The 2,657-nt window shown below is 64.5% G+C and carries 3 protein-coding genes; 1 reads left to right on the top strand and 2 read right to left on the bottom strand.

Translation table 11 applies throughout. The annotated features are described in order from the left end of the window. Nucleotides 1-255: 255 nt before the first annotated feature. Entirely contained in the window at nucleotides 256-597 is a 342-nt protein-coding gene (locus VGL01_RS14210) for a hypothetical protein (protein ID WP_331570340.1), read from the bottom strand. Nucleotides 598-600: 3 nt separating this feature from the next. After that, a complete protein-coding gene (locus tag VGL01_RS14205; RefSeq protein ID WP_331570338.1) occupies nucleotides 601-1,398 on the bottom strand; it encodes an alpha/beta hydrolase in 798 nt (265 codons plus the stop codon). A gap of 213 nt (nucleotides 1,399-1,611) precedes the next feature. On the opposite strand from VGL01_RS14205, the gene VGL01_RS14200 reads away from it, so the two are divergent. Next, nucleotides 1,612-2,559, top strand: coding sequence for a pseudouridine-5'-phosphate glycosidase (locus tag VGL01_RS14200; protein ID WP_331570336.1), 948 nt, complete (start codon nucleotides 1,612-1,614; stop codon nucleotides 2,557-2,559). The last annotated feature ends 98 nt before the right edge of the window (nucleotides 2,560-2,657 follow it).

Here is a 2,657-nt window from a genome sequence, read left to right as displayed (position 1 = left end):
CGGGTCGACCACGGGCAATTGCACCCAGTCGCCGCCGATCTTCTTCAATCGCCTGTTCTGCGCCTGGGTTGTTACGTTGGGCTGCAGCCGTACGGACGAGATGTAGCGCGCCAATGACATCTCCGAGTTCACGATCGAAAGGCTGCTGGTCCTCAATCAGACAGATAGTCACTTCGGGCGGACGCCCGGGCTGACAATGTCGTCCCCCCGCGCGGGGCATGGTTATGGTTGCGGAGAATCGTTGCGCTGTGGCGATCACCGCCTGGTCAGCGTCCGGAGGATTTTCTGCACGGTGAGCTCATGCTGCTCCAGCGCCTCATCGAGCGTACGTGCTCCGTAGCTCCTGTTGTCTCGTGCTTCCATTCCGGCGACGCGCGTCACGAACAGCGAAGCATCCCCGGTTTTCGGTTCGGACACACCGCGGAAGCGGGTCGTGACCGTCACACCGTATTCGTCCAGCAGCGTGCGGCGGAAGATCAGTTCGTTCTCAGTCATCCAGCGTGACCACTCGCCGCGGTCGAACACCTCGACAGGCCTGTTCTTCGCATCGAGGACATAGAAGCGTTCCGAGCTGGACGGGATGGAGCGAGCTTTCATATTTCAATGCGAAGGCGTGAGCAGGAAGCCGATCGCCCCCCGCCACCAGGATTCGTCGACGCGGCCAATCCAGTCGTTATGTTCAGCCGCCTTCACCACCATCAGTTGTCTCGGTTCGGCCAGCGAGTTGTAGAGCGCTTCGCCGAACCGCGGGGGGACGATGCTGTCGCGTTCCGCAACCACGACGAGAACAGGGCGGCCGAACGACGCCAGGTGGGTCACGCTGTCGTATCGGTCGCGCAGCAGCCACTTCACGGGCAGCCACGGATAGTGGTAAGCGGCGACGTGCTCAAGCTGATCCCATGGCGTGATGAGCAGCAAGCCAGCGGTCTTGTCGCGTTCACGCGAGCCGGCCGCAGCCGCCACGCCAGCCCCGAGCGATTCGCCGATGAGCAGCAGCGGCGCGCCATAGAGGCGATGCGCCAGCGCGATGGTCTGTTGGGCATCAGCGACCAGACTCTCTTCGCCCGGAGTGCCGTCGCGCGGCCCGTAGCCTGGATATTCGGCGAGGATCACGCGCAACCCGAGCCGGGTGAGCGCTGCGGCGTAGAACGAACGGTGTCCGGCATGCCCTGCATTGCCATGAAAGACGATGGCGGTCGCGCGCGCGGATCCGGCCGGTTCGGCCACTAGGCCCCGGAACGCCTCACGTGTCGGCCAAGCGCGAAGTCCGCCGGAAACGACGTCCCCGATTGCAGCCTTCTCAGGGAAGTAGATAAAACGATCCTGCAAGATGGCGACTCCTGCGAACACAATCAGGCACACAACGGTGAGACGCAGCGTCAACCCGTTGAATTTCATCGCCTTGAGCCCGATCCATCGATCTTTTCCGTAGCGCACCCGGTTTAGTTTAGCGTGCATTCGCCACCGCTTATATCCATGCGCGTCGTCACGGTAGATCTGGTCCGCCGGGCGGTCGTTCGCTGCGAGACCACGGCCCCCCGCGCTTGCACAACGAACCGTGGACCAGCCCCGTGCTGCATACTTGTGAATCACGCCGCCGAAAGCATCGACATGATTACCGATCTTGCACACGCCTGGTTGACCTGCAGTGCGCCTGTGGCCGCTGCACAGGCCGCCGGCCGCCCGCTCGTGGCGCTGGAATCGACCATCATCGCCCACGGCATGCCCTACCCAGAGAACGTTCGCACTGCGCGCGAAGTGGAGGCCTTGATCCGGGACGTGGGAGCCGAGCCCGCCACTATCGCGCTGGTCGGCGGGCGAATCCACATCGGCCTTACGGACGACGAGCTGGAACTGCTCGGCCGCTCGGACCAGGTACACAAGGTCAGCCGCCGCGACCTGCCGGCCGTGCTGGCCGGCGGCGGGCTCGGCGCCACGACAGTGGCCGGCACGATGATATGTGCCGCCCTGGCCGGCATCGAGGTATTCGTCACCGGAGGCATTGGCGGCGTGCACCGGGGGGCGCCGGAAACCTTTGACATCTCGGCCGACCTGCAGGAACTGGCGAAGACCTCGGTGGCGGTGGTCTGTGCCGGTGCGAAGTCCATCCTGGATATCGGGCTCACGTTGGAATACCTGGAAACGCACGGCGTGCCGGTGCTCAGTTGCGAGCAAGACAATTTCGCTGCGTTCTACACGCGCGATAGCGGCTTTTGCGCGGACTTCAGGCTGGACGACGCGGCGGAACAGGCACGCTTCATCCGCACCAAGTGGGACCTGGGCCTCGTGGGCGGTGTTGTGTTGAGCACTCCGGTGCCTGAAGCGGCAGCGATAGCGTTCGAAGACATCGACGCGCTGACCCGGCAGGCGCTCGCCGAGGCCACGGCGCAAGGAATCACCGGTAAGGCCGTGACACCTTTCCTGCTGGCTCGCATCAAGGCGCTGACGGGTGGACGCAGCTTGGCGACAAACATCGCGCTCGTGAAACACAATGCCGAGGTGGGGGCAAGGCTGGCGCTGGCATTGGCACACGCGGGGCGCGGGCCGGGCTCGGCGTAGCGGCCGGGACGTCCGCTCTCCACCAAGCTTCGCTTCAGCTTGCTGACGGCCGCTTGTGGCGTGCGCCGCGCAAAGGCGGCGCCTTCCAGCATGCATCC

The organism is Trinickia sp. (assembly GCF_036503415.1).
GTDB lineage: Bacteria > Pseudomonadota > Gammaproteobacteria > Burkholderiales > Burkholderiaceae > Trinickia.
Note: the sequence above shows the minus strand (reverse complement) of the source record. Positions and strands in the feature narration are given on the sequence as shown.